Annotated in this window: 31 protein-coding genes and 1 tRNA gene; 7 read left to right on the top strand and 25 right to left on the bottom strand. The window is 50.0% G+C overall.

The genetic code is table 11. The annotated features are described in order from the left end of the window. Nucleotides 1-9: 9 nt before the first annotated feature. From DNH61_RS09195 to DNH61_RS09180, 4 genes are all read right to left on the bottom strand, one after another. Nucleotides 10-195: a hypothetical protein gene (locus tag DNH61_RS09195; RefSeq protein WP_111146370.1), complete on the bottom strand. Its 186-nt coding sequence runs from the start codon at nt 193-195 to the stop codon at nt 10-12. A 203-nt stretch (nt 196-398) separates the two neighbouring features. Beyond that, on the bottom strand, nt 399-911 hold the full coding sequence (locus DNH61_RS09190; protein ID WP_111146369.1) for a metallophosphoesterase family protein: 513 nt from the start codon (nt 909-911) through the stop codon (nt 399-401). 168 nt (nt 912-1,079) lie between these two features. Next, nucleotides 1,080-2,063: a diaminopimelate dehydrogenase gene (locus DNH61_RS09185; protein WP_111146368.1), complete on the bottom strand. Its 984-nt coding sequence runs from the start codon at nt 2,061-2,063 to the stop codon at nt 1,080-1,082. A 230-nt stretch (nt 2,064-2,293) separates the two neighbouring features. After that, nucleotides 2,294-3,319 carry a peptidylprolyl isomerase gene (locus tag DNH61_RS09180; RefSeq protein WP_111146367.1) on the bottom strand — a complete coding sequence of 342 codons (1,026 nt, stop codon included), beginning with the start codon at nt 3,317-3,319 and terminating at the stop codon, nt 2,294-2,296. 247 nt (nt 3,320-3,566) lie between these two features. Between DNH61_RS09180 and DNH61_RS09175 the strand changes: the two genes are divergently transcribed. After that, nucleotides 3,567-3,947: a PilZ domain-containing protein gene (locus tag DNH61_RS09175; protein WP_111146366.1), complete on the top strand. Its 381-nt coding sequence runs from the start codon at nt 3,567-3,569 to the stop codon at nt 3,945-3,947. 100 nt (nt 3,948-4,047) lie between these two features. On the opposite strand, the gene DNH61_RS09170 is transcribed toward DNH61_RS09175, so the two are convergent. From DNH61_RS09170 to DNH61_RS09160, 3 genes are all read right to left on the bottom strand, one after another. Beyond that, nucleotides 4,048-4,551: a hypothetical protein gene (locus DNH61_RS09170; RefSeq protein ID WP_111146365.1), complete on the bottom strand. Its 504-nt coding sequence runs from the start codon at nt 4,549-4,551 to the stop codon at nt 4,048-4,050. A gap of 106 nt (nt 4,552-4,657) precedes the next feature. Next, nucleotides 4,658-5,668 carry a serine hydrolase domain-containing protein gene (locus DNH61_RS09165; protein ID WP_111146364.1) on the bottom strand — a complete coding sequence of 337 codons (1,011 nt, stop codon included), beginning with the start codon at nt 5,666-5,668 and terminating at the stop codon, nt 4,658-4,660. Between the two features lie 83 nt (nt 5,669-5,751). Next, nucleotides 5,752-6,267: a DinB family protein gene (locus tag DNH61_RS09160; RefSeq protein WP_111146363.1), complete on the bottom strand. Its 516-nt coding sequence runs from the start codon at nt 6,265-6,267 to the stop codon at nt 5,752-5,754. Between the two features lie 156 nt (nt 6,268-6,423). On the opposite strand from DNH61_RS09160, the gene DNH61_RS09155 reads away from it, so the two are divergent. Next, nucleotides 6,424-6,500 (top strand) — tRNA-Asp (locus DNH61_RS09155). Between the two features lie 67 nt (nt 6,501-6,567). Further along, nucleotides 6,568-7,530 (top strand): tRNA glutamyl-Q(34) synthetase GluQRS, encoded by a 963-nt coding sequence (gene gluQRS, locus DNH61_RS09150; protein WP_111146362.1) that lies wholly within the window; start codon nt 6,568-6,570, stop codon nt 7,528-7,530. A 134-nt stretch (nt 7,531-7,664) separates the two neighbouring features. On the opposite strand, the gene DNH61_RS26295 is transcribed toward gluQRS, so the two are convergent. The 8 genes from DNH61_RS26295 to DNH61_RS09115 form a co-directional block, all read right to left on the bottom strand. Next, complete coding sequence (locus tag DNH61_RS26295; RefSeq protein ID WP_181438632.1) at nt 7,665-7,823, bottom strand: hypothetical protein; 159 nt, start codon at nt 7,821-7,823, stop codon at nt 7,665-7,667. A gap of 44 nt (nt 7,824-7,867) precedes the next feature. After that, nucleotides 7,868-8,344, bottom strand: coding sequence for a flavodoxin (locus DNH61_RS09145; protein ID WP_111146361.1), 477 nt, complete (start codon nt 8,342-8,344; stop codon nt 7,868-7,870). Nucleotides 8,345-8,552: 208 nt separating this feature from the next. Beyond that, the gene (locus DNH61_RS09140) at nt 8,553-9,056 is read right to left on the bottom strand and encodes a ferritin (protein WP_281272374.1); all 504 of its coding nucleotides are present in this window, start codon (nt 9,054-9,056) and stop codon (nt 8,553-8,555) included. Nucleotides 9,057-9,177: 121 nt separating this feature from the next. Beyond that, entirely contained in the window at nt 9,178-9,462 is a 285-nt protein-coding gene (locus tag DNH61_RS09135) for a DUF1450 domain-containing protein (RefSeq protein ID WP_111146359.1), read from the bottom strand. Between the two features lie 206 nt (nt 9,463-9,668). Further along, complete coding sequence (locus DNH61_RS09130) at nt 9,669-9,920, bottom strand: hypothetical protein (protein WP_111146358.1); 252 nt, start codon at nt 9,918-9,920, stop codon at nt 9,669-9,671. 188 nt (nt 9,921-10,108) lie between these two features. Next, on the bottom strand, nt 10,109-11,545 hold the full coding sequence (locus DNH61_RS09125) for a hypothetical protein (RefSeq protein WP_111146357.1): 1,437 nt from the start codon (nt 11,543-11,545) through the stop codon (nt 10,109-10,111). An 18-nt stretch (nt 11,546-11,563) separates the two neighbouring features. Then, on the bottom strand, nt 11,564-12,400 hold the full coding sequence (locus tag DNH61_RS09120) for a sugar phosphate isomerase/epimerase family protein (protein WP_111146356.1): 837 nt from the start codon (nt 12,398-12,400) through the stop codon (nt 11,564-11,566). 181 nt (nt 12,401-12,581) lie between these two features. Beyond that, nucleotides 12,582-13,127, bottom strand: a complete 546-nt coding sequence (locus tag DNH61_RS09115; RefSeq protein ID WP_111146355.1) for a GNAT family N-acetyltransferase — start codon at nt 13,125-13,127, stop codon at nt 12,582-12,584. 151 nt (nt 13,128-13,278) lie between these two features. Between DNH61_RS09115 and DNH61_RS09110 the strand changes: the two genes are divergently transcribed. After that, nucleotides 13,279-13,410, top strand: coding sequence for a DUF4023 domain-containing protein (locus DNH61_RS09110; RefSeq protein WP_111146354.1), 132 nt, complete (start codon nt 13,279-13,281; stop codon nt 13,408-13,410). 96 nt (nt 13,411-13,506) lie between these two features. Here DNH61_RS09110 and DNH61_RS09105 read toward each other — a convergent pair whose 3' ends face one another. The 5 genes from DNH61_RS09105 to DNH61_RS09085 all read right to left on the bottom strand — a co-directional run bounded on the left by DNH61_RS09105 (nt 13,507) and on the right by DNH61_RS09085 (nt 17,342). After that, on the bottom strand, nt 13,507-14,250 hold the full coding sequence (locus DNH61_RS09105) for a class I SAM-dependent methyltransferase (protein WP_111146353.1): 744 nt from the start codon (nt 14,248-14,250) through the stop codon (nt 13,507-13,509). Between the two features lie 119 nt (nt 14,251-14,369). After that, nucleotides 14,370-15,437 (bottom strand): oxidoreductase, encoded by a 1,068-nt coding sequence (locus DNH61_RS09100; protein WP_111146352.1) that lies wholly within the window; start codon nt 15,435-15,437, stop codon nt 14,370-14,372. A gap of 105 nt (nt 15,438-15,542) precedes the next feature. Further along, nucleotides 15,543-16,052: a GNAT family N-acetyltransferase gene (locus tag DNH61_RS09095; protein ID WP_111146351.1), complete on the bottom strand. Its 510-nt coding sequence runs from the start codon at nt 16,050-16,052 to the stop codon at nt 15,543-15,545. Between the two features lie 130 nt (nt 16,053-16,182). After that, nucleotides 16,183-16,581: a ribosomal maturation YjgA family protein gene (locus tag DNH61_RS09090; RefSeq protein WP_245948077.1), complete on the bottom strand. Its 399-nt coding sequence runs from the start codon at nt 16,579-16,581 to the stop codon at nt 16,183-16,185. Between the two features lie 8 nt (nt 16,582-16,589). Further along, nucleotides 16,590-17,342 carry a metallophosphoesterase family protein gene (locus DNH61_RS09085; RefSeq protein ID WP_111146349.1) on the bottom strand — a complete coding sequence of 251 codons (753 nt, stop codon included), beginning with the start codon at nt 17,340-17,342 and terminating at the stop codon, nt 16,590-16,592. 110 nt (nt 17,343-17,452) lie between these two features. Here DNH61_RS09085 and DNH61_RS09080 point away from each other — a divergent pair, with 110 nt between their 5' ends. Both DNH61_RS09080 and DNH61_RS26290 read left to right on the top strand, forming a co-directional pair. Then, on the top strand, nt 17,453-17,737 hold the full coding sequence (locus tag DNH61_RS09080; protein ID WP_181438631.1) for a YesK family protein: 285 nt from the start codon (nt 17,453-17,455) through the stop codon (nt 17,735-17,737). Between the two features lie 243 nt (nt 17,738-17,980). After that, nucleotides 17,981-18,136 carry a hypothetical protein gene (locus DNH61_RS26290; RefSeq protein WP_181438630.1) on the top strand — a complete coding sequence of 52 codons (156 nt, stop codon included), beginning with the start codon at nt 17,981-17,983 and terminating at the stop codon, nt 18,134-18,136. A gap of 91 nt (nt 18,137-18,227) precedes the next feature. Here the strand turns inward: DNH61_RS26290 and DNH61_RS09075 are convergent, their stop codons facing one another. Next, nucleotides 18,228-19,877, bottom strand: coding sequence for an esterase/lipase family protein (locus DNH61_RS09075; protein WP_111146347.1), 1,650 nt, complete (start codon nt 19,875-19,877; stop codon nt 18,228-18,230). A 325-nt stretch (nt 19,878-20,202) separates the two neighbouring features. On the opposite strand from DNH61_RS09075, the gene DNH61_RS09070 reads away from it, so the two are divergent. Then, complete coding sequence (locus tag DNH61_RS09070) at nt 20,203-20,958, top strand: MBL fold metallo-hydrolase (protein ID WP_111146346.1); 756 nt, start codon at nt 20,203-20,205, stop codon at nt 20,956-20,958. 52 nt (nt 20,959-21,010) lie between these two features. Here the strand turns inward: DNH61_RS09070 and DNH61_RS09065 are convergent, their stop codons facing one another. The 4 genes from DNH61_RS09065 to DNH61_RS09050 are packed head-to-tail and all read right to left on the bottom strand — an operon-like array spanning nt 21,011 to nt 23,421. Next, nucleotides 21,011-21,880 (bottom strand): PhzF family phenazine biosynthesis protein, encoded by an 870-nt coding sequence (locus DNH61_RS09065; protein ID WP_111146345.1) that lies wholly within the window; start codon nt 21,878-21,880, stop codon nt 21,011-21,013. 15 nt (nt 21,881-21,895) lie between these two features. Then, on the bottom strand, nt 21,896-22,414 hold the full coding sequence (locus tag DNH61_RS09060; protein WP_111146344.1) for a DinB family protein: 519 nt from the start codon (nt 22,412-22,414) through the stop codon (nt 21,896-21,898). Between the two features lie 45 nt (nt 22,415-22,459). Beyond that, nucleotides 22,460-22,906: a VanZ family protein gene (locus DNH61_RS09055; protein WP_245948075.1), complete on the bottom strand. Its 447-nt coding sequence runs from the start codon at nt 22,904-22,906 to the stop codon at nt 22,460-22,462. 53 nt (nt 22,907-22,959) lie between these two features. Further along, the gene (locus DNH61_RS09050) at nt 22,960-23,421 is read right to left on the bottom strand and encodes a GNAT family N-acetyltransferase (RefSeq protein WP_111146343.1); all 462 of its coding nucleotides are present in this window, start codon (nt 23,419-23,421) and stop codon (nt 22,960-22,962) included. Nucleotides 23,422-23,505: the final 84 nt, after the last annotated feature.

Genomic DNA, 23,505 nt, shown 5'->3' with positions numbered 1-23,505 from the left:
GTCCTGTTCTCAAGAAGGTCTTCTTCTCACCCGTGTCTGCAGTTCCGTGAGCCATCCGCCAATTTGGCTTACTGCTTTATGCAGCCTGCTGCTCCAAGCCGCCCAATTAGCTTGCAGCTCCTCTGCCGTCTGCGCTCTCTCTTCTTCCCAGAGTCGCATCGCCCTCTTACGATATTTCGTGTCGCGGTTCATCATCTGCGCACCTCCATAAGAGTTACAAAATGTAAACGCCTTCTTTACAATTTATTATAATCAGCTTGTATTTGTTTTGATACAAATAATTATCTGAAATTTCCGAAAATGATGTGAATAACTCGCATCGGACCTCAATAGTTATACACAAAAAAGCACATTCTCGTATTCAAGTCACGAATGTGCCTGTACCAGAAGCTTCTGTCCTACACTTTGGATTTGTAGTAGATATGTCTGAATTCAAGCTTCCTTGAACCTTCGCTGCCTCTTGTATCCAGCAGGCCAAACGAGAATTCAGGCTGTCTTCTTTTATCGGTCGGGGAGCCCGGATTGAACAAGTGTATACCGTTCCTTATTTCATATAAAGGAATATGGGAATGACCAAAGAGTACCGCATCCACACTGTCACCCTCAAAGGCGTCATAAGCCCGGGAAACCGTCGTTCCCTTTGTACCATCACCGTGCACCACACCTAGACGAAACCCGTCTGCTTCCACCACTATCCGTGACGGATATCGCATAAAGATATCATACCCGTCGTTGTTACCAATAACTCCTCTGACTGGTGCATAGTTTTCCAGCATCTCGACTACCTCTAACGTACACCAATCCCCTGTATGAATAATCAGGTCAGCCTCACGAAGCTCTCCGGTCAGCCGCGGGGGCAGCAGCTTGGCGCTTCTTGGCATATGGGTATCCCCTGTTATGACGATCTTCATTATGAGCCCTCCCGTTATGTTTCCCCTTATTACCTAGTCAATAGTCTGGACGCTCGCATAATTTTTATAGAGTGGTAATATCAGTTATTAATTTCTTTTGTACACTCATGACAAAAAGATCCAGTCATACCACCTGGATCTTTCATGTTCATACAGCATCCCAGTATCTTACAGCAGTTCCTTGCGCAGCTCAGCAGCTGATTTCGGTGACAACAGGCCAAACGGAATATCAAACACTGTCTTGGCTCCCACCGCCCCATCGTTGTGCAACCGGACGGCAGCTCTGGCGTAAGCCACGAGCACGCTAGCCGTAAACTCAGGATTGCTTTCAAGCTTCAGTCCAAACTCAATAATTTGCTTTGTCTTATGGCCTGTTATTCCGCTGCGGATCACAAAACCGCCATGCGGCATTCCATGATGCTCGGTTTTCAATTCTTCTTCCGTAATGAAGGTTACGGTGGTTTCATAGTCAGCAAAATAATTTGGCATCGAGACGATCGTTTGTCTGATTTGCTCCTGATCGGCTCCTTCTTCTGCAACAACAAAGCATTGGCGGAGATGCTTGTCCCTTGTCTCAAGTTCTGGTGTCTCACCGCTGCGTATACGGTCTATCACACTCTCTATTGGCACAGTGTATTGAACACCCGCTTTGACACCTGGTACACGGCGGATAGCATCGGAGTGGCCTTGACTAACCCCCTTGCCCCAGAACGTATATTCATCGCCAACCGGCAGAATAGATTCGGTAAGCAGTCTATTCAGCGAGAACAAGCCCGGATCCCAGCCAGTAGAGATTACACTAAGCGTCTTTCCCTGCTTCGCAGCCTGATCTACAGCTTCGAAGAATTCCGGAATTTTGGCATGTGTATCAAAGCTGTCGACAGTATTGAACATAGCTGCGAGCTGTGGAGTTTGCTCCGGAAGGTCCGTTGCAGAGCCGCCGCACAGGATCATGACATCGATCTCGCCTATGTATTTCTCGGCAGCAGAGATATGTTCAAATTTAATGCCAACTTCTGCCTCCATTTGGTTCGGGTCCCGACGTGTAAAAACAGCTATCAGTGTCATATCTGGATTTTGCGATATCGCCTGTACGACCCCTCTTCCCAAATTGCCATAACCCACAATACCTACTCTAATCAGTTGTGTCATCCCTTATCCTCCATATTAAGTTGCGGTAAACAACCCCATTATACCTAACATGGAAAGGGATGAGCAAAACATTTATCGTACAAACAGCACAAAACCTGTATCCCTGCTATAGCCACTGTGTAATTTAGCCGGCTCATATTGAGCTTCCTAACAGGAGATGCTCCCATGACTAAAAAAGAGAACCCCCTACAAAGCAGGGAATTCTCTTATCGATCCTATTCTTCTGCCAATCAGTGAGCCGCTTCTGCTTCACCTTCGCCTGCCGCTGCACCTTCAGCTGGCTCCAAGTGATTCACAACTTTTGCGTTGGCTTGAAGATTCATATACCATTCGTTCGTGAGGACGGAGAGCTGCTCCATCTCCAGCTGTTCCCGTATCTGATCCTTGTTATCCTCCAGCGTCGCTTCCTTCGGCTGCTGGTGATCGGTTACATGGATAATATGGAAGCCGTAGCTTGACTCAGCAATGTCCATAGATCCAACAGGCAGATTAAAGGCCATCTCCTCAAATCCTGGATCCATTACACCTCTTGGGAAATAGTCCAGTTCGCCCCCCTGCGGGGCAGAGTTCTGATCCAGGGAATGCTTGGCTGCAAGAGCTGCGAAGTCCGCTCCGCCTTCCAATTGAGCCAGCAGGTCATCTGCCTGCTCCCTAGTCTCAACAAGGATATGGGAAGCTTTCACACGCTCAGGCAGATCGTAGGAAGACTTGTTCGCCTCAAAGTGTTCTTGAACTTGAGCATCGGTTACTTGAACCTTTGCGGACAGCAGGTTGTCGATCTTCACCTGAGTTTCAATCTGCTCCTTCAGCGCTTCTAGGGTCAGATTGTTCTGGTCGAGAGCCATTTGAAACTCTTCTTCCGTTGGGAAGTTCTGCTTGATCTTATCAAGCTCAGCGTTAATCTCTTCCTCAGACGCCGTCACACCCGCTCCTTCCAGCTCTTGACGGATAAGCTCCTCACTGATCATATTGTTAAGCAGGGATTTAGTCGACTCCTGCTCCACCAGCTTGTTATAGAGATCCTGCTTCTTAATGGCAACACCATTAACCGTTGCTACGGTCGCACTATCGCCTGCCTTCTCTTCCGCACTGCTTGCAAATGGAGGTTGAATAAGAGCTCCCGCCAGCATGACAGCCAGCACATAGGATAAAATCATACCGCCGCTTGGCCCTCTTCTTCCTTTACCTTTAACTTCCCCCCCGGGAGTTTGCGTATTCGTCAATCCTTCTGTGCTTCCTTGCAGCTTGTCCGTCATTGTGTTATCGTTACCCCTTTCGTTTTGTACCCAATCTATTTAACACTTTACCATGAATTAGAGTATTTTTCCTTAATAAAAGCTGAAATTCAGATAAATTCCGTTTAACCTTTATAGCAAGATCCGGTAACCGCTTCGCTTTAATGCACACCTTGTCCAAAAAATGCGAATTCCTGATAATTCTTAAATTGTCAAGGTGACCGATACCTAGTATACTGATAGTTATATATTACTATTGGAGGTAGGCATGACAGCTAGCCGCAGACAAGAGCCTTTTCGCTACCAGTTCACTACACCAGAGAGCTGCCTGTTCCAAATTAGTGAAATCAATGGCAATGTTATTGAATCCCGGCATGCACGGGCGGATTTAATCGATATTCATAAGAGCGGCTGCAAATTGGCTGCTCAGCTGGACCTTCGAATCGAAATAAATCACGTGAAGCTGTTGATCGATTTCCCCTTCGCCGAGGAAGCGCCGCTGCTCGTATCCGGTGAAGTTAGATGGCAGCTGCAAGAGCATAACCGGTATCTGTATGGCGTACAGTTCATAGTAGACGCAGAGCTCAAAGAACGGATTAAGGCAGAGCTTCGTAAGCTTGCCGGCTCGAAGAAGATCAACGCAGTATAACTGTATAAACCAAGAACATCAACCATTTCAGCAGATAAGGCTGTCTCAGCCCGGGAACCCTTCCGGTTGAGACAGCCTTATCTAATTAAGTATGCTTCTTCTACGGCAGGTACTGCTGCACAATTCTCACAGCTTTGCCGTTTTTGAACGTGATATGGTAAGGATAGTCCTTCATGCTCCACGCCTCATCTGATTCCAGAATGCTGGCAAATTTCTCTGCCGAAATAGATTCATTCCAGACGATATCCGCTTCTTCAATCCTGCCTGTACGGTTATAAATCTGCATGAGGAACGCTGCGTTGTCAGCCGCTTCAATCGTGATGCTGCCTTCTCCTGTTTCCACAATATAATAGCCATTGACAGCCTCGGTCATCTCGGGGTCCTGTTCGATCTCACGAAACTTCGCATCCGCTTCCTCGCCCTCATACCACTCAATCCGCTCCGCGGTTATCAGCATACGGCCGTCAGCCTCACGGTTGACCTTATGAATATAGTAGGTTTGCGTATGCTCGTCCTGAACGTAATTACCCTGATTGGCGTCCACAGCACTGAATTGCAGTAAACCGAGAACCATAACGCCGAGCAGCAGAACCATCTTTTTCATTTCCGATCACCCTTTGCCCTTCTGTCTTATCTGTGCCATGAAGACTAATGCCTGCCAATACCAATCTTCTGTGAGCATTTGTACGCTTCTATACTTATATGACGATTCACCCTTCAATAATGTTGCAGGTTTTGCCCGTTAACGAAGAAAAAATATATTCATGCAAAATCCGCCTGGAGAGGAGCGCCTTGTTGCGGCCCGCAAGGTTTTTACGCAGGACCACAACTGCATTATATTCAGGCACAACCGCCATGTACTGTCCTCCATACCCAAATGCAAAATAATAGGGCGGCACTTCTTCGGGCTGCTCAGCGGACACCCACCAGTGGTAACCATAGTTGCCGTAGATGGAAGGCCGGTAGTTGACCAGTCCCTTCGAATGGGAGCGAGTCGATTCCTCAATCCAGCCGGCAGACAGCAGCCGATTCCCCTCCCAGACACCTTGATTCGCAAACAGCATTCCCAGCTTGGCCAAATCCTCTGCAGTCAGGTACAGCCCTGCTCCTCCCTCCTGAATGCCGTGCTGCCCTCCCCATTTCAGTCGTCTGATCCCGAGCGGTCCAAACAGCTTTTCTCTGGCGTACGATAGCGTGCTCGTGCCGGTTGCCGAGGTCAATACGGCAGATAATAGATGGGAGCCGCCAGAGTTATAGGTAAAAACCTCCCCAGGAGTATGGACCAATGGCCGGTCCAGCACATATTGAACCCAATCCTCCGCCTTCTTCATCTCTTTATACGGTTTATCAAAATCAGGCCAGTCGTAGCCCGGAGTCATGGTCAGCAGCTGTTTAATCGTAACGGGATGCTCCTCAAGACTGCCCTGCAGTTTCAAATATCCGGCGGCTCTGTCATCGACGCTTCTGATATGACCTTCATCCAGCGCAATGCCAATTAATGCCGATAACACGCTCTTGGTGCAGGAATAAACAGAGCCAATTCGGTCCGTACCCTGCTCGTGCCATTCCCATGCTATGCGTCCGTCCTTCACAATCAGCACAGAACGCATGCCATACTGCCTGGCTGTATCATTCATCTCATTAAGCTTGTCCGTATCCAAACCGGAAACAGCCGCTTCGGCTCTCTCGATTGACCCGCCGGCCGTATGGGATCGTATCATGTTTCCTCCTGATGTATCGCATGGTTATTAACAGTATACCCAATTCCTGCACACAATGAATCCCCTATTCGGAAAAGGCGGTGTTACCGCTGTCTCGATCGTCCTTTTGCTTTGGAAGGCCTCCTTAGTCCGAACGGATCGGTCAGCAGCAGTGACATTTCTACCGGCTCATACCCTAGCTGTCGCGCCCACATGGAAAGCTGCCCCAGATGATAGATTTCATGAGAGGCTACATACCGGATGGCAGTGCCGCATGTCGTTTCGATCTGCCTCCCGTCTGCCCCAAACAGTGAGAAAGCCTCTTGATCCTTCTCGGGGCCCCATGCCTTAATGACATCTTCTATAAAAGGTCTGCAGCGGTCTGACAATGCCATGATGGCATCCAAATCCGCATAATCCTCGTAGTGAAAATGGTGCTCAGCGCGCCCGGCAAAGCTGCGCATCCAGCTCTGCTCCATGTCGACGATATGAAACAACGTCTGCAGAATCGTTCCATGGCCGCCTTCCCTCGCTGCCGACAGCTCAATCTGGGGAACGTTCTCACACCAGACAAACCAGCTATCACGCAGCTGCCAATTCATTCGGAACAACGTGTCCATGTATGGCCCCCTCTCCACCCGCAAGTCCTAGAACAACAAGATTATGTTCTTCTTTATTTATAATCGGATTCGCTGTTATTTAACCTTAAGGACTATCTTAATCTAATAAAACCATTGCGCTTGCTTATTCACCATGATATGATTGCCAAAGTGCATGGAGCTGTGGTGTAGAGGCCTAACATGCCTGCCTGTCACGCAGGAGACCGCGGGTTCGAATCCCGTCAGCTCCGCCACTTACATAACAATAACCGTAATGAGCAGGGATGCTTCCCTGCTCTTTTTCTACAGAGGTGATGCTCTATGCCGCGCGGACGATTTGCTCCAACTCCATCTGGTGAAATGCACATCGGGAATGCCCGGACTGCGCTTCTCGCTTGGCTTCAGGTGCGCAGCGCCGGAGGGCAGTTTATTTTGCGGATGGAGGATATAGACAGGCCGCGTTCCAAGCCGGCGCTTGCGAGACAGATTATCGAAGACCTCCGCTGGCTGGGCCTTGATTGGGACGAAGGACCGGATATTGGCGGCCCCTATGGCCCCTACACACAATCAGAACGCCTGGACTTGTATGAGCAAGCAGCAGCCCGGCTTGATGCTAAGGGTCTTCTGTATCCCTGCTACTGCAGCCGGGCTGAGCTTAACGCCATCGCAAGCGCTCCTCATGGACTGGCCTCTGAAGGCCCGGTATATCCCGGCTTGTGCCGCGGGCTTACAAATGCCGAGCGGGCGGTGAAGGCAGCGAGAAAAGCGCCGTCTCTCCGCTTCACCGTCCCTGATCACCTCCTCACCTATGAAGATCAGGCCTTAGGCATGCAGAGCTTGAAAGCCGGGGCAGGCGGCGATTTCATTATCAAGCGGGCGGATGGTATTTTCAGTTACCAGCTGGCTGTTGTCATTGACGACGCCGCCATGCAAATCAGCGATGTTCTCAGAGGCTCAGACCTGCTGGATTCTACCCCCAGGCAGCTTCTCCTGTATGAAGCGCTTGGGTATCAGACGCCCCGCTTCACCCATGTTCCACTGCTGGTTGAACCGGATGGCAGCCGGCTTGCCAAGCGCAGCGGCGCCCTCTCATTGAGGGCGCTCAGAGAAGCAGGCGTGCTTCCAGAGCGTATCATCGGGGCATTGGCCAGCATCAGCGGGCTTCATGACCGGGTTGAACCGATCCATGCGCGTGAACTGGTCAGTGAATTCAGTCTATCCAAAATTCCTGACAAGCCTGTCATTGTGGATGCCGATTGGCTGTCGAAGCTTCAGCTTCGTTAAACGGGCTGTCCGATAGGCGATGTGTCCATAGCACGCACGAAAGGGCTGTTACCCAAGCCATTGTGACTTGAGGATCAGCCCTTTCTGTCTTCACGGTTTCAGCCAACAGGATTTCCATCTGCACCTGAAACCTGTCATTTTACAAGTATATCCTTCCTTCGGATGAGATCGCTGCCTCCCCCTTTGACGGCAGGCGTACTGCCTATCCGTACAACCGTCTTGCTGACCTTGCTGTTTACTGCTGTCTCCTGGCTAACTTTCTTCTGGTTCACAATGTCATATAAAATCCCCATCCAACTGCCTCCTGTTATTTCTCATGGAAATGTGATTTTTTATCCTATGTTGTCGGCTCCTGTTCTATGCCTCTTTTTTCCATAACGCATTCCGCGAACCTTCTGCCAAACTGTATAAGCTCTTCCTTCTCCCGTGCACTCGGATTTAAATCCACCTTAAAGCCTTCAACTGCAAGGTCAGTGCCTTGAGCAGCCAGCCTCTCCATCAGCAAATCCACCGCAGCCCCATACTGCGGATATCCTGAGTCAGCTGAGCCGAAAGCGCCTGACAGCTTGCCGTTTAGCGGAACATGCTCCAGCTCTTGATAAAAATCCAGGAACTCATCCGGCAGTTCTCCGTCCCCCCACGTATAAGCACCAAGCAGGATTCCATCGTAAGACATCAGCTCGGATGCACGCGTATCCATTACATTAACAACCTCAGGCTCAATCCCTCTCTCCCGGATTCCTCCCGCGATCGTCTCAGCCATTTCCTCTGTATTACCTGTCAGACTCGCATATACAATAATGATCCGTGACATTGGTCACAACCCCTTTAGTTGGTAATGATAATCATTATCAAAATTATAGATGCGGCTGTACACTTACACAATAGATTATCTTCAGTTATTCCATTTACCGTGTCTTCAATTAACGGAACATTCATTGTAACTCGTTATAACACACAAACCCTTCTGCCTGCAGGCAGAAGGGTTTGTGCTGAGGGTATGTTAACGGCCGGTACTGACTTTAGTCAGCAGGAGGCGTGAACACGCGTTGCGCAAAATCATTGTCCATCATAAAGAAAGCATTGCTGTCTTTATCAATTCGTTTCAGCTTATTAATAATACTGTCGAACATCGACTCTTCCTCTACCTGCTCATCAATAAACCACTTCAGGAATTGGATTGTCGCATGCTCGCGATCATTCATCGCGAGATCCGACAGATGGTATATACGCTTGGTCACAATTTTCTCATGATCGTAGGCATGCTCGAAGGCATCTAGCACTGAACCATAATCATTGCGGATATCCTCCATCCCCGTAATCTGGACACGGATTCCGCGGTCGTTCAGATACTTATAGATCTTCATTGCATGAAAGCGTTCCTCTTCAGCCTGGACAATGAAGAAGTTGGCAAATCCATCAAGGCTTTCGCCTGAACAATAGCCTGCCATGGCCAGGTACACTTGTGCAGAATAAAATTCAAAATTCATCTGATCGTTAAGGGCTTCGCTAAGCGTATCATTAATCATCTGCAGCACACCTTTCTGTTCGTGAATGAATCACACGCCATGATTCTAGGATTAGCTTACCAGAACCTGGACCAGAAATACAATGCCCGCAGCGATGCAAAGGAACAACCTGACCCGGTTACACCGGCAGCAGCTCCCGCTCCTTCGATTTGCCCTTGCTCTTCTTAGGCTTCTTGCCTTCTTGAATCAGTTTCTTCAATTCTGCATACAGCTCATCTGGTGTATGCGCACAAAGCGTATTCTGCTTGCCGATCTTGACGAAGCACTGCTTGTGACACATCTTACAGGAGCCGAGACAGCTCTTCTTCTTCTGCTTCAAATCCGGAAACTCATTCTTGAGCGTCTTGTACACTGTCTTGGATCCGTGTCGTTCATTTCGGCAGCAGTACTTTATCGTCTTCAATCCTGACACCCCTTAGCAGACCATCAATCAAGCTGTTTAATCTATAATAATGATATTCATTCTCAATGTCAACCGTCAATTTCAGGTGCCATACTAGAGGATCTCCCGCATTCCTCTGTATGCCACCTTCTCATAAGCGCCACAGCTTCTAGCTAACGACCAGAGGCGCATCCGCAGCACGGATGCTTCTGATCGCATAACCTGTCCTAATACACCTGTACATAATCATTCATTTCCGGATCGACCGGGAACGCGGCGTTCATAACGTAGGTCTTCTCCTCATCAACCCACGGCAGCACAAATGGTTTTTCCAGCAGAATCTCGACGTAAAATATCCACCTTTCCGTGCAATCATCCCATACAAAATGATAATCCGTGATTTGAGGACCGTATTCCTCGTACTTTCTTACCGCCTCCGCCTTCTTCTGTTCGAGCCACTCCTTCAAAATAGAAGACATAAAATCTACCTTCTTTATCTCTGTCATTTTTCAAACGGATACACTACGTATCGGTTTATTTAATTGTAAAATGTTTGAAAAAAAATGTAAAGGAGACCTTTGAACTAAGTAAGGATCCCATCTAAGAACTATAATAGCAAATGTTCCCGATGTCATCTCTGGTTTTTTATGAGGACGATTTCCTAGTTTCATGAATTGCGCCGGCGTATGTAGTCGGACAGCCATTTTTTTGTTACAACAACAGCAAGCACAAATCCAATTACAAGCCCAGACAAGGTTACGAACAACGCAATATGCTCAAACAGCGAGTATTTCAGCATTGCCCGCCAATCGATTTGGCCGTCAAGATCCTCAATCACCTGGTTCATACCGTAAATACCGCCAATAACCGTATAAAGTGTAAGCAGCATCAGGAGATAATTCTGAGTCTTGGCATCTGTGCGGTCCTGATAATCATACAGTTCCCCCAGCGTTTCTTTAACTTCAATATAGAGCTCATGGATGCCAAAGCTTCTACGGATCATCTTAAACAGCTCTTTGCCCTTAAGCTGGGATGCAATCTCCAGAAAATAGTATTTCGCCGACAAGTTCGTTATGGAGCGTATCAATTTTTCGACCGTTGGCCTGTCATATTCAAGACGGATCGTTGAGTAGTTGCTGGACAGCTTTAACAGCACAATCTTGTGAAAAAGGCAGAGCAGCAGCCCGTAGTATAGTTCTCCATACATTTCACCTGCAAGCTCTCGTTCCCGCCTCCCCTCTGTGGTCGTGAGACAGCAGAAGGTATGCTCGTTAGCTCCGTAAACCGTCCCTGGGCTCCACCTGTCATAAACATGCTGGTCACAATACCGTTTAATAAAGTCCGGATTGGATGAGCCGATAACAGGTTCACCATTCTCGTTCATGCCATCGAGATGAAGGGCTCTGTACATATCAATAGAATCGATAGCAAAACCTTCAGCAAACCGGCAGAACATCAATACGAACATCCGCTCGTCCACGAAATAAGGAAGCGTCTCATAATACGCTTCGTCAAGATCCGTTGTTCCCAGGTAAGGCATTATCCCCGGCGCAACCTTCTTGAAGATGAACTCTTCCATCTGCCCATAGTTCTCCTCACCCCGCCTGACCGATGTATGCTCATCCCGCGAGTTAATATCTTCCAAGTCCCGGAAGCGGTCAGCAAACTCGAGAACAAGGCTGTATGGCAATTTTTCCTCTATGGAAACACGCGTGGTGATAAAACCCAGGTCAAACGGGCAGATCACGACATCAACCGATTGTACGCAAAACGAAATGCTCCTTTCGCCGAGAGACAGCTCATACCCCTCTTCAATGACCCTCGACAAGCGCTGAAACGCGCTGGCGCTGTGACGGTCCGGGAATAGTATGCTGCCGGTAAAAGGCAGGTAGTACCGCTCCAGGTGCTGGTGAGAAACACGGTAACCTTCTCCATAGTAGGCATCCTCCAGTGAACGGTCCTCCAACGTAAAGGGCTGGTAACCGCGCTCCAGCAGTTCCTCCCGCAGCTCGTCCCTCAAACCGTCTTTGATTGAGAAGGGGAAAATAAACTGCAAAAGCGCGGTATCCACAAATGCATCCTTCCTCGTCAAACGAACACCCATAATAACTGCACCTTCTTCTTATACTCTGTTTACAAAGACAGACTCAGCTTCCTCCTTCAGTCTAAGGAGCGAGGTCCACTCATCGCCTTCTCCGAGATAAGTAAAGGACATGGCCCCCCGGAATCCGGCCTCTTCGCATAAACCAAGGCACTTGCGAAAATCTTCCCAGTCAATCTCACCGCTGCTGTCAAGCTCAGCCTTCGCATGAACGGTATAAGCGTAGGGCAGCAGCTCGGCCAGCTGCCTGTATTTATCTGTCTTGAAATTGCCGAAGTCTACCGTTATCCCCACCTTTCCTTCACAGGCGGCGAGAAGCTTGAGGCAGTTATCCGAAGTGGAGAGGAGATTGCCCAGATTCTCAGTCAAGACTCTAACCCTCCGCTGTTCCGCAAAGTCAGCCAGCACCAGCATTCCTTCGACTGAACGCTCGAGCGCCTCTTCATCATCCGGCTCGGCCTCACCACCCGGTATACGAACGCTTATAAAACCGGCATTGCCCGCAATATCGATCCAGCGTTTATACCACTCGATATCCCGCTTTCTTCTTTCCTCATCCCTTGAAGACAAGTCACCGTAATCCAGCAGCAGCGAAGTAAGCTGCACACCAGTAAACCGGGACTTCTCCCACAGCTGGCTCACGTTCTCCTCTGCTGTGAGATGAATGTTGCCATATGGGATTTCTACCGCGTAAAAACCGTTATTACCCAGCATATTCAGCATTTGGGGAACGTTCATCTCCTGCTGGTTCGGCTCCACCACAAGGCGGTGCTCGTTCCAGTTCTCATCCCATTCCATCATTCGCATTGGACCAAGCTTCTTCTCAAAGCTCCAGGCATTAACCGACATTACCGGCATTCCGAACACCTCACCTTTCCATGTATTAGGGAGTGCTGTATCCTATTACTTACCCCAATCAGCCGTTTTCGACTACAGGACTTTTCTGGGAAACATGCAAAAAAGACGCCGTCACCCTCTTCCGGGTAACAACGTCTTATTGGCGCAGTGAGACAAATCCGGAGGCAGCCTCCAGAAGCGATTACAATCTGCCGTTATTGTCGAAGGACTGAACGGGGCCGTCCCACCGCTCGTCCTGAAGCATAACTTCTTTATAACCGCCATTCGTATACTCATGAATAACATTGCGCCAAAACTGCTGCGCATTCGTGTTCTCTCTCTCCTGCTTAACTTCCCACTCACCGGGATAGGAATCGAAAATCTCCTTCACAATTACCTTCCCGATCGATTTGCGGCGCCACTTGCGAAGTATGAAAATATCCGCCAGGTTGCGGGTTGTCGGTGTCCGCGGAATCGTCAGGCTGAAATTGTTAAGGAATGCGAAACCGACCAGGGAATCATTAATCTGAATCAGAATTGGAAGCCTTCCTTCTTCTTCACGCCCCTGAGCTGTCCAATAATGGTCAAAATAAGGGTAGTCGAACACGCCATGCTTATCCGGATCCTTCCCGTTATACTCACTTGTGTCATATAAATAAAACTGCATAAGATTGCGCATGACTGGCTTATGCTCGACAGCCGCCATCATCAGCTTAATATGATAGCCGTTATGATGAATAAAATTCAAGAGACGCTCACTCCCGTCTTGAAAGCTGTTCTAAACTCTATTATAGCTTTGATTTGTCATATTGGTAAGCGTTTAACAGTAAGTTATGTATACGATGCTTGACCAGGGACAACCTATGTTACGAATCTAAAAAGAGAAGGAGGTACAGCCAATGGAGGATACCAGGGATTTTGTTAATAAAGTTAAGGACACGCAAGCGAAGGACCTTAAGAACCGGAAGACGCAGGGCAAAGGGACACCTTCCGAGAAGTTGCCGAATAAGCTGCATTCCAACAACCCGTAATAGAAAAATACCAGGGCATGCTGATAGACCGTCAGCGCCCTGGTATCTCTGTACCTGATTTCGCTTCTTTTATTGTGACACATTTTGCACAGTTTGTCACCCGGTTTTGTTTCCAGGCCGCTGCACCACATAAGTAAGACTCGTTGCTTTCAGGATAACCGGTGTGTCCCCCCTGTTAATCTCAAGCTCCTGCGGCTCCATCTTGGCATGCAGCTCTTCCCAGCCGGCATAACACTGCCGAAGCTTGGCCAATGCTGCATCCGGGTCCATCGTCACTTCGAAGAACGTCTCGCGTTTCTCCCCGGTCCGCGCCTCGTATTCCGCAATCGACGTATGCATGACGATACAGTTGATCCCGCCAGCTGCCGTCCCCTCCCGCATCCTCGACAAAACACGGTCCAGCAGCTCTTCCGAGCGGACATGCTCCAGGCTTGATGCTGCTACAATATAGTTATATTGACGGGCAGGAATCGGATAATCACTGATATCAGCCTGCTCAGCCTTAATATAATCGGCTACCTGATACGCTTCGCTGTATTCGGAAAGCTGATCGAGAGCCTTCTCCAGCAGATCTACACATACTACTTGACCACCTTCCGAGTTCTTGAGCATGTCTGCAAGCGGTATGCTGTTGCGCCCGACTCCGCTGCCAAGGTCAAGAAAATACAGCGGCCCGCTTCCTGAAGCCTCTGCGGCCTTAGTGACCTCTTCCGCATACTGCAGCACAATCTCCGTAGGCTCCTCCAGCCAGGATCCTTTCTGGAATAGTCGGTTTTCCTCGAAGCAGTGCTCATGGTACAGCCTTTCCTGTTCCCGCACGCGAGCTATTCTGGATAACATAAAGATCCCCCCGTTAGACAGTATCATCTCTTGCGATACCATCTACTTAACCAGGGGGATCGATGATCTAACCATCTATAGACAACTTGTCCGTATGCTGAAAAGGCGCAGTGAATTCTTCAACCCTGCAGGTGAATTGTCCGGCCTTCTCTGCTGCTCTGGAAGGCATGCTCAATTAACTGGATCGTTGCCGCTGCCTGCTCCGGCTTCACTTCCAGCTCCGCTCCGTAAGCCAGATGCTCGTAGACATTCCGGTAATAAGAGGCGTAGCTGCCAGCGGCCGTTTCAACGCGGCCTACAACATGCAGGCCGCCCACTGTCGCATTAAGCGTCCCCCAATTAGCTTCGGCCTCCCTTCCCCATCCAGCTGCACTCGGCGAGAGTCCCGCCCGCAGCGCATCCTCTTGCGGATCAATGCCATACTTAACGAACGAGCCCTCTGTACCATGCAGGGCGTAGCGCGGACCAGCCTCTCTGACAAGTACAGAGGATGTTAAGCGGACATTGAGTCCATCCGGATAACCAAGCGAAACATCGAAGAAATCATCCGCAGCTCCGCCTTCACGCAGAACACGGATATCGCCCCTAATCGTTTCGGGACGGCCGAACAGCATAAGTGCCTGATCCAGGAAGTGCACACCTAAATCATAAAATATTCCGGCGCCTGCAGCATCCGTTTCCCGCCACTTCGCTTTGTTTACATCTGGACGGTAGCGGTCCCAGCGGAATTCACATGACGTGATCCGGCCAAGCATCTGCTGCTTGACGATCTGCCGGACGGTAAGGAAGTCTCCGTCCCACCTGCGGTTGTGGAAGACACTTAGCATCAGCTGCTTCTCGCGAGCAAGCATGATGAGCTCTTCCGCTTCTTCTGCAGTCGTAGTGAACGGCTTCTCTACAACAACATGCTTCCCGGCCTCAAGCGCCTCCTTGGCGAAGCTGTAATGGTTCGTGCTCGGTGTTGTAATCACCACAAGATCAATCTCCGGGTCGTCATACAGCTCGTTTGACTGCCGGACAACCTGAACCCATGGATACCGTTCCTGCGATGCTCCCCGTCCGCTTCGTTCAACGACCTTAACCAGCTTCAATCCTTCGATTGTCGTAAGTACCGGCGCATGAAAGGTAGCGCCCGCCAAGCCGTAACCGATCAATCCAACACGGATTTGCTTGTTTCCGTTGTTCATCCGGATCTTCCTCCCATTCGATATGAACTTACACTCGCATCATGCCGCCTGAGCGTATTCTCTCTTAACCGAAAACCAGACCGCTGACTACACGCGAATCTGACGCTATTCTACGCGCAAACCGATGATAATCAGGTCCCGCTCAATTCCATCCAGAACTGCTACTCTTGGCAGCAGCCCCCATTGCTCAAAGCCGAACTTGCGAAGCAGCCTTAAGCTGGGCTCGTTATGACCGAATACAAAGCCTACCAGGTTATTGAGCCGAAGCCGCGGACAGGCGTCAATAGCATGCTGGAGCAAAATCGCGCCGACTCCCTTGGACCGGTAGGAGGCTGTTATGTAAATGCTGATTTCGGCTGTTCCGTTGTACGCAGGACGGCCATAGAAGGATTGAAAACTGAGCCAGGCAACAATGCTGCCGCCCGATTTCATAATCCACAACGGCCGGTGCTCTGGTGAGTGCTCATAAAACCACTTCAACCGGTCATCGACCGTTACCGGCTCCAGATCAGCCGTAACCTGACGGGATGGTATAGTTTCGTTATAGATGGCCACAATACTCGCCAGATCCTCAAGCTTTGCATCTTCAATCGTATAATCCGTTGTCTTAAGCATGCTGATTCACTCCAATGTTCCGAATAAATAGTAATCGTCTGTATGTACTGCTCGCCTATTATAGCACGGCGGCTGCCCAGCCAGGTACAGGCTTCTTCACCTTGCGAAGAACCGGATCTGGCTTCAGGCTTCAGACTTCAAGCCTGTCTCTCTTCCCGAACGCCGCCATATCGGCTGCAACTGCGATACCGGTACCAGCCGTGTACCGCAGCAGGTCAACGTAGAGAAACCCCCGGCCAAGAACAAGCGCACCTATCGCGCTTCTGCGGATTTCGTTGATCCAGTCAGCCTGATACAGCTGGCTTGCTTCTACGAGCAGACAGAAGAACAAGCAGGCCCCTGCCGAAAGCAAGGGATGGATATCCGGTCTGAGGAACCGTATACCCATATAAATCATGGCTGCCCACAAGGCGTCGCCTGCGTGATCTGCCAGGAAATCAGGCAGCGAAGACGCCATCGCTCTCGTTACAAGTCCTAGTCCCATCATCAGCATGCCCGCCAGCAAGTAGCGGAGCCTGCGGCGATTCATTACATTTCTTATGTTATACATGGATCAGCCAGGCCCGTTCTCAAAGCATAGGCATAGTCCTTGCGGCCGTTCGTCTCCGCCATGTGCGCTGCCCGCTCCCAGTCATAGACAAGAGATACCTGTTCAACACGCCAGGACCCATTATCCATCTTTGTCAGAATTGCATACCTGGCATGTGGAGCCATAGATTCCATAACATGCGGCCGGGGCTGTTCATCACAATAGGCCGGCAGCCCGACACTGCCGGGGTTAACGACCAATTTGCCATCCGGCAAATAGACTGTTCTCGCAACATGACTGTGACCGCATATAATGTATGGCTGCTGTACCCCAGCCAATTCTTGAGCCAGCCGGGAAGGAGACTTGGCTATCGCTCCTTGATCCGTAACCTCTTCCACCAGATAGGTACTGTTGGAATCCGGTGTGCCATGGCAGAACAAAATGTCCTCATACTGCCAGGTCGGCAGACAGGTGCGAATCCAGCTTAATATGGAGTCGTTCATAAGCGGTTTGACATACTGATACGTCAGTGACCCGGAATAATCCTGCAGCAAAAGTTCATCGCAGTTGCCCATGATATGGACAATCCCCTCCCGCCTCATCAGCCGTTCAGCCGTACCGAGGGGGTCAATCGGACCAAACAAGGTATCGCCCAGATTAACGATTTGGGTAATCTTTCTAGTCTCTATATCGCCCAGCACAGCGTCAAGCGCTTCTGAGTTACTATGTATATCAGCTATAACAGCGATAGCTGGATTCATTTCCTCATCTCCTGCCCGCCTATTACTCTTATGCACGCTTCCTTATCTCAGAGCAAAAGGCATCCATATTGTGGTAAACTGATCGTAACCAACTGCTGGAGGTGGTTCCTGTGGCCGAAATTGCGCTGCTGTTCGCAGGTATTCTGTTCCTGCTGCTCGTTCTTTCGTATACACTCAAACGCCTTGTCCCAGGCACGAGACCGGCCGTCTATGCCCCTTCTGTCCTGACCTTGCTGCTTAGCATAGCTGTTTTGTTATACAGCTTTGCAATCGGCGGATTTGAGGGGATGGGTCTTGGCGTCGCAGCTTTGACAGCCGGTCTTGCAAGTATCATAGCCGGACTGGTCACAACGGTGGCTGATATTGCTGTCAGCCGCAACGAAGAGGAGCCGTAAGGATTTCCTTAAGCCATTTCCCGGGCAAGCGCAGCATTCGGCATAATCTGCCGTAACAATGCATGCTTCGACCACTCATGCATCTCATCTTATTCACTTCCCTTATCCAATTCGCGAGCCGGATTGGATTTTCCTGTTTAGATGAGGATTTCATTAAAGCGGATATAATCCAGCGTTATCTTGGCATCAGCGGGGTATTCAATAATCAGAACGACAAACAAGAATAGACAGGAGGAATTGACTATGAGAACAAAACATATGATGCTTAGCGCACTGGGTGCTGGAGCTGCTTACCTGCTCCGCAACAAGCAGGCCCGTCAGAAGCTGATGAATCAATTCCAAAACCTCACGAGCAGCAGCAGCAGCAGCAATTCTAAACAAGATACACATACACCTTAAGGTCAGACTAGCAGAACAGCAAGCCATAGGATGCAAAAGACCCGGACCGCTCATTGAATCGAGCTGTCCGGGTTATTCCTTTCTCTAATCCTTACGAGCTGTATGCGTTGCCGTTGGCGTCCACGTAGACAGATTTGATCAGTGTACGGCGGATTGGATACCCTTCCGTTGTTTCTCCCTCTACATCCACGGTCACGTTGAATACCCCTTCGCCCTCTGCGACAGGAAGTTCAATAGCTTCCGCAGCTTCGATTTGGCGCTGCTGCACCTTCTTGCCCTTCAGGCCATACGCTTGCTTAATTGAGGATTTAGACTGCTTCGCGCCTTCATTATAGAACTCAATCTGTACGTTCAGCTTGGTCTTGTCGGCTTTCAGACCCTTCGTATCCACCGTAAGCTGCTTGCCGTTCTTCTCTTTCTTCAGCTTGGCGTGCTGATCATTCACCTTCTCGAATGCGGCCATGAACAGATAAGCACCCGGCTCACTGCTGTCCGCCTTCACAGTCCATTCCCCTGCCTGGGGCGCCGGAACCGAAACCGTGTGATGATAAGCGCCGTTCAGCAAGCCGTCATCCGCCGTCACCTGCGGCTGTACCGGAAGCTCTTCACCATCTGGTGTCACCACATGCAGTTGATCAACCGGGCGGTTAGATATCCAGTTCAATGTTACAGAAGCAACACCATTCTCAACAACCAGCCTCTCAGCTGCAGTGCCGTTATGCTCCCCGCCGCGGATGTAATAAGGGCTGTCCGCGTCGTTATGCACTGGCTGAGCTGCTTGTACGGCTGCCGCCTGTACCTCTACAGGCTCCGAATTTTGGCCGCTGGCCGCTACCTCATCTGATTCCATTCCATTAATCGACATTATGCTAATTCCCGTGGATACCGAGGGTGCTGTCATATAAGGCTTGATCAGGTTAAAGACATGGGAGCCTGTCCGCACCGTCGAATGGTTCCATCGTCCAATGGAGACCATTGTCCCCTTCGGCAGATGAGCATTGGCAACCGTTACCACACCATCATTGTCACCGAATGTGGACAGGTACATGCCTCCAAATATATGAGAGGTGCTGCCTGAGCCCCAGTTGTCTCCGGCAAACGTGTAGTACTTGTTCTTCGAAACATTAGCGAGACTGTCTGTCTGTGTGCGGAAGTATTTCATATAAGAGGTTTGCATGGATTCTGTACCAGGGCTCTTGGAACCGATCAATGCTGCAAGCCAGCTGGCCCAGCTGCTGTAAGCAAGATCCGCAAGCTGCGAGCCGTGATGAGGAGTTCCTAGTGTAATCACATTGGTAACATACACGTGAGCATTGTAGTGAACTAAAGCAGTCTGGGTGTCGATGCCCCCCTTGCTGTGCGCTACGATGACCAGCTTCTTGCCAAAATGATTGCTGATTTCCTTGATCTTGTCCGCCAGCAGCCGTCCATTATCCCACATGTTCTGCGAGGTGCCGCTGATATCATGCAGGTTAATGAATGCCGTCTCATACCCGTTGTCAAATGCCTGCTGATACATGTCATTGCTTTCATACCACACCTTTGCACTGCTGTTCAAGCCGTGCACGAATAAGATTGCGGGTTTTGCAGGATCTACGACGGGCGGCCTGTCTCCTTGTGTCCACGAGCCCGGCGTTCCACCGGTATTCGGATTGGTCACCACACCCGCATGTACAGGGGATAGCGGTATACCGGCAAAAACGACTAGTGACAATAAGAGCACAGCGAACTTTCTAAACATTATTCTCCTCCTTATGATAGATTCATAGCGATCATATAGAGGAATTGTTCGCTGAAGTTTAACATCATACGAAGATCTCGTAACACAGCTTTTCCAACATTATGAAACCGTTACAATCAATAGATCATTTCCGGGTGAGATGACTTCAAGTCCTGGTTATACAATGAAAGTGCTTCTGACGAGGCAGTTAACCGTGGCTTACTAAAAAATATCGAATGTTGACAAAATTACATAAGTGTGTTATAATATATAATTTTATTTACAAACTATCTTCCCTCTGCTAAAATCGCTTTTGCTGACATACCGATTTTGTAGGAGGGGTAGGATGAACACGTTGTCTGAAATTAAAGCTCTGCCGTTATCTGCTCCGATGATGGGGAAGATTGAAACTGTGTTTCCTGTACTGGTATGGGACGAAGTTGAGGCTGTCTTAATTGATACCGGATACCCCGGACAGCTCTCTCTGCTTAAGGAAGCTGCGGAACAGGCCGGTGTGCCATTATCCCGGGTCAAGCATATCCTGATTACCCACCAGGATCTGGATCATATCGGCGGCCTGCCGGATCTTCTGGCAAGTCATCATCCTGATCGGACAGTATATGCACAGGAATTGGAAGTGCCTTATATCCAAGGGGAGAAAAAGTTGCTGAAGCTGAGTCCTGAAGCCGTTGAAGAAGCAGTCCGCTCTCTGCCGGAGAGCGTGCCTGACGAATGGAAAGAAGCATTTCGGAGAACGTTAAACAACCCGCCGAAGGCACCGGTTCATGTGCATCTTCGAGGCGGGGAACATTTGCCGCTCTGCAGCGGACTCATTATTATACCTACTCCAGGCCATACACCCGGTCATATCAGCATCTATCACAAGGCTACTGGCACATTGGTAGCCGGAGATGCGTTAACGGTCCACAATGGGCTGCTGCAGCTGCCTGATCAGAGGCTTTGTTCTGACCCTGCGGAAGCACTGAAATCATTGCTGAAGCTGACGCAGTTTCCGGTCAACACGATCATCTGCTATCACGGCGGCCTATGCACCAGCCAGGCGGAGAGCCAGCTCCGTGAGCTGGCTGCCAGCGTCCGCTAGCCCCGCAGCTGGTCTTCCCTGTGAGGCCTGATCACCTGCCTGCCGGCAGGCCTCAGAGCAGCCATTCACCAGATGCAACCGGCACCACTCTTCCGCCGACACGTATCGTATACAGCCCTTCCGTCTTGCCGCACTGCACGGCAAGACGTGAAGGTCTGCCCATCTCAAGGCCCTGTAGTACGGTATAGTTGATTAAGTGCGATTGTCCAAAGTATTGATGCTCTATTAAATACGCTGCAAGATTGCCGTTAGCACTGCCTGTAGCGGAGTCCTCCTGGTAGCCTGGCTCATTAATGAAGCATCTGACCCGAAGAGTGTCCGCACTGCCCTCTTCAGCCCTGGCGAATGCCACAATATTAGCCTGCGCCTGCTGCTCCAGGAACAGCCTGAACTGACTATGATCGACAAGACACCGGCTGAGCGCCTCAACGGATGCCAGCGGCAGGATAACAGAAGGTAGACCCGTTGAGACGAATTGGACCGGCAGGTCGCTGATCAGATCATCTTCCTTTAGCTGCAGCACTGACGCCGCCTGCTTCCGGCCTGGCAGGACAGTGCCCAGAAGCGGTTGATTCTGCTCCATCCACCACTGATCCCGTATCCGTTCTACCCGAATGGGTCCTACCGGCAGATGCAGGATAAGGCTCGAGCTTCCAGGCTGCAGAATGCTATCAATGATGTATGCTGTACCTAGTGTGGGGTGGCCGGCAAAAGGCAGCTCGGCAGCCGGACTGAATATTCGGACTTTATACTCGCCGCCTCCCTGCCTTCCGGGCATAATGAAGGTTGTCTCAGCGAAGTTAACCTCTCTCGCAATCTGCTGCATCAGCCTCTCCGTCAACGGCTCCTCGGGCATGAATACAGCAAGCTGATTCCCTTCATAACGACTTTCTGCGAACACATCCACAATGTAAAATTTCAAACTCTATGCCTCCAGTTACATGACCGCCAAGCCGTCCGGTTCGCTACCCCTGTTAAGCAGGCTCTTGTCAGCTGCCAGCACGCTGCGAATTTGTTTCATATGATGACGGTCATGCGCAATAAAGTCATGCAGGTACTGCTCTACCTTAAACATCTGTCTGTCCCCATCCAGATAGGTGCGGGAATAGCTTTCCTCTGACAATGATTGAATCAGATCAATAATACGCTCACGGTAGCGGATCGACTGGTCAGACAAGTGCTGGATACTGGCCGCAAGCCCGTAACGGGACGCATCTGCGTTGAAGCGGTCGTAGTCAAGATGCCTTACCGTCAGCGGCTCATCCCGGTAAATCCGCTCAATCGCCTCTTCGCAGAATGTTTTGTCCCACAGCATGATATGGCTTACGACCTCCTTAACCGACCACTTCCCAGGGCCGACAGGCCGGCTCCAAGCCTCCAGACTCAGACGTTCCAGCTCCTTCACATACTCAATCCATTCGCGGAAATCGGCCAACAACTGTCCTCTTCCTGTCATATGTGACACCACCTTATCGTATTATTGCGGCCAGGCAGCAGTCTGTTATCGAATAATACGTTTTACAGAGGCGTATGCCGCCCAGCCTATACAAGCCCCCAGTGAGTTGAGTATGACATCGTCGATGTCAAAGCTCCCTCTCCTGCTGAGCATTTGTATCAGCTCCACCAGTGTTATCCATAGAATAAAACCCGCTAAGAACCACCTGAACTTTAGCTGTCTAACAACGACAGGCAGCAAAATGCCATACGGCAGGAATACGCCAACATTACCAATCAGGTTGGTGGCCCATATTTTAACATTATATTGCTGAATATTCAGAAATTGCAGAATTGTGGAGAAGGGCGTTAAATTGTACGAGTAGCCCCTTCTAACCATTCCTTCCGAACGATCAAAGGCAAAGAACATCCAGTAGACCAGCAGACAGGTGTATATAAGCAAAAGTCCGAGGGCTGTCATACTGGTTATCCTGTACCTCCTGAACTGCTTCATTGCTTACCGCCCTTCCCAGCATTCCTTAAGCGCGAATATCCGCTGCCTCCAGGTTAGAACGTCAGGCTGTATGTATAGAACTCTTCGTCCCGCTTGTAGCCGCAGCGCTCATACACTGCCTGTGCCCGTTTGTTGTCAATGGCGGTTGACAGCTGAAGCCCCTTCGCGCCGGTAGCTGCCGCGAGCCTCCTCGACTCCTCCATAAGGAGCTGAACAGCACCTTTGCCCCGGAATTCTTCCCGTACATACAAGTCATTCAATGTCCACACCGGCTTCATGGAAACGGAGGAGAAACTCGGATACAGCTGCGTAAAGCCAGCAGCGCGCCCTGTCGCCTCATCCCAAACGATAAAGAATACCGATTCATTCCGGGATAACCGTTCCGTTAAAAAAGCCCTCGCCCCCTCCATATCCGGCTCCTGCCCGTAAAACATTCGATAGGCATTAAATAATTCGGCGGCCTGCTCAATGTCCTGTCCACCTGCCTTTCTCACTGCAAAACGATACACTGTCATTCTCCTATCACTCCTGCGCACAAGCTGAAATTATGGAAATATGTGTGCCTTTACTTATTGTTAATGTACCAGATTTCCAGGTTG

Source organism: Paenibacillus sambharensis, assembly GCF_003233845.1.
Classification (GTDB): Bacteria; Bacillota; Bacilli; order Paenibacillales; family Paenibacillaceae; genus Paenibacillus_I; species Paenibacillus_I sambharensis.
Note: the sequence above shows the minus strand (reverse complement) of the source record. Positions and strands in the feature narration are given on the sequence as shown.

Bases quoted from the DNA above. Each gene is read 5' to 3' on its own strand.
- DNH61_RS09055 (WP_245948075.1), bottom strand. From the start codon at position 22,906: ATGAAGCAGTTCAGGAGGTACAGGATAACCAGTATGACAGCCCTCGGA.
- DNH61_RS09120 (WP_111146356.1), bottom strand. From the start codon at position 12,400: ATGCCGGTAATGTCGGTTAATGCCTGGAGCTTTGAGAAGAAGCTTGGT.
- DNH61_RS26290 (WP_181438630.1), top strand. From the start codon at position 17,981: ATGAGAACAAAACATATGATGCTTAGCGCACTGGGTGCTGGAGCTGCT.
- DNH61_RS09075 (WP_111146347.1), bottom strand. From the start codon at position 19,877: ATGTTTAGAAAGTTCGCTGTGCTCTTATTGTCACTAGTCGTTTTTGCC.
- DNH61_RS09105 (WP_111146353.1), bottom strand. From the start codon at position 14,250: ATGTTATCCAGAATAGCTCGCGTGCGGGAACAGGAAAGGCTGTACCAT.
- DNH61_RS09185 (WP_111146368.1), bottom strand. From the start codon at position 2,063: ATGACACAACTGATTAGAGTAGGTATTGTGGGTTATGGCAATTTGGGA.
- DNH61_RS09125 (WP_111146357.1), bottom strand. From the start codon at position 11,545: ATGGGTGTTCGTTTGACGAGGAAGGATGCATTTGTGGATACCGCGCTT.
- DNH61_RS09100 (WP_111146352.1), bottom strand. From the start codon at position 15,437: ATGAACAACGGAAACAAGCAAATCCGTGTTGGATTGATCGGTTACGGC.
- DNH61_RS09070 (WP_111146346.1), top strand. From the start codon at position 20,203: ATGAACACGTTGTCTGAAATTAAAGCTCTGCCGTTATCTGCTCCGATG.
- DNH61_RS09130 (WP_111146358.1), bottom strand. From the start codon at position 9,920: ATGTCTTCTATTTTGAAGGAGTGGCTCGAACAGAAGAAGGCGGAGGCG.
- DNH61_RS09165 (WP_111146364.1), bottom strand. From the start codon at position 5,668: ATGATACGATCCCATACGGCCGGCGGGTCAATCGAGAGAGCCGAAGCG.
- DNH61_RS09170 (WP_111146365.1), bottom strand. From the start codon at position 4,551: ATGAAAAAGATGGTTCTGCTGCTCGGCGTTATGGTTCTCGGTTTACTG.
- DNH61_RS09060 (WP_111146344.1), bottom strand. From the start codon at position 22,414: ATGACAGGAAGAGGACAGTTGTTGGCCGATTTCCGCGAATGGATTGAG.
- DNH61_RS26295 (WP_181438632.1), bottom strand. From the start codon at position 7,823: ATGGGGATTTTATATGACATTGTGAACCAGAAGAAAGTTAGCCAGGAG.
- DNH61_RS09095 (WP_111146351.1), bottom strand. From the start codon at position 16,052: ATGCTTAAGACAACGGATTATACGATTGAAGATGCAAAGCTTGAGGAT.
- DNH61_RS09050 (WP_111146343.1), bottom strand. From the start codon at position 23,421: ATGACAGTGTATCGTTTTGCAGTGAGAAAGGCAGGTGGACAGGACATT.
- DNH61_RS09160 (WP_111146363.1), bottom strand. From the start codon at position 6,267: ATGGACACGTTGTTCCGAATGAATTGGCAGCTGCGTGATAGCTGGTTT.
- DNH61_RS09190 (WP_111146369.1), bottom strand. From the start codon at position 911: ATGAAGATCGTCATAACAGGGGATACCCATATGCCAAGAAGCGCCAAG.
- DNH61_RS09145 (WP_111146361.1), bottom strand. From the start codon at position 8,344: ATGTCACGGATCATTATTGTATATGCGAGTCTGACAGGTAATACAGAG.
- DNH61_RS09180 (WP_111146367.1), bottom strand. From the start codon at position 3,319: ATGACGGACAAGCTGCAAGGAAGCACAGAAGGATTGACGAATACGCAA.
- DNH61_RS09195 (WP_111146370.1), bottom strand. From the start codon at position 195: ATGATGAACCGCGACACGAAATATCGTAAGAGGGCGATGCGACTCTGG.
- DNH61_RS09085 (WP_111146349.1), bottom strand. From the start codon at position 17,342: ATGAATCCAGCTATCGCTGTTATAGCTGATATACATAGTAACTCAGAA.
- DNH61_RS09175 (WP_111146366.1), top strand. From the start codon at position 3,567: ATGACAGCTAGCCGCAGACAAGAGCCTTTTCGCTACCAGTTCACTACA.
- gluQRS (WP_111146362.1), top strand. From the start codon at position 6,568: ATGCCGCGCGGACGATTTGCTCCAACTCCATCTGGTGAAATGCACATC.
- DNH61_RS09090 (WP_245948077.1), bottom strand. From the start codon at position 16,581: ATGAATCGCCGCAGGCTCCGCTACTTGCTGGCGGGCATGCTGATGATG.
- DNH61_RS09110 (WP_111146354.1), top strand. From the start codon at position 13,279: ATGGAGGATACCAGGGATTTTGTTAATAAAGTTAAGGACACGCAAGCG.